The organism is Paraburkholderia sp. J10-1 (genome assembly GCF_905220165.1).
GTDB lineage: Bacteria > Pseudomonadota > Gammaproteobacteria > Burkholderiales > Burkholderiaceae > Paraburkholderia.
The window spans coordinates 1-610 of sequence record NZ_CAJMYW010000068.1 but is presented as its reverse complement, the minus strand read 5'-3'; the positions used below and the strand labels follow the sequence as shown (position 1 = coordinate 610).

Below are 610 nucleotides of genomic sequence, written 5' to 3'. Positions count from 1 at the left end.
TGCCGTGCTCAGCGCGTTCAGCGCCGTCGTGGTCAGCGATTGCACCTGCGTGCTGGTCAGCGAGGCGATGCCTGCCGTACCCAGACCGTTCACGAGCTGGCTCGTGCTCAGCGCGTGCAGGTCAGCCGAGTTCAGCTGACGCACCTGCGTCGAGCTCAGCGCCGCGAGTTGACCGGTGCTCAAACCCGAAACCTGTGCGCTCGTCAGCAGGTTCACCGACAGCGTCGCCAGCTGCGACGTCGTCAGCGCGTTCAGCGCCGTCGAGGTCAGCGACTGCACTTGCGACGAGCTCAGCTGGCCAATGCCTGCCGAACCCAGCGCCTGCACTTCAGTCGTGGTCAGCGAGTGGAGGTCGGCCGTGCCGAGCTGGGCAACCTGGCTGGAAGTCAGTGCTGCGATGCCTGCCGAGCCCAGACCGTTCACCACCTGGTTCGTGCTCAGCGCCTTGATGTCCGCCGAACCCAGCTGCTGCACCTGGCTCGAGATCAGGCTCGACAGCTGGCCCGTGCTCAGACCCGCCACCTGACCCGTCGTCAGCGAGGCGATCGCCAGCGTTGCCAGCTGCGCCGTGCTCAGCGCGTTCAGCGCCGTCGTGGTCAGCGACTGCACC

At 67.0% G+C, this 610-nt stretch carries 1 pseudogene; it reads right to left on the bottom strand.

The features are described from left to right. Nucleotides 1-610 (bottom strand): annotated as a pseudogene (locus U5A65_RS40730) (heme utilization protein); the annotation flags it as partial.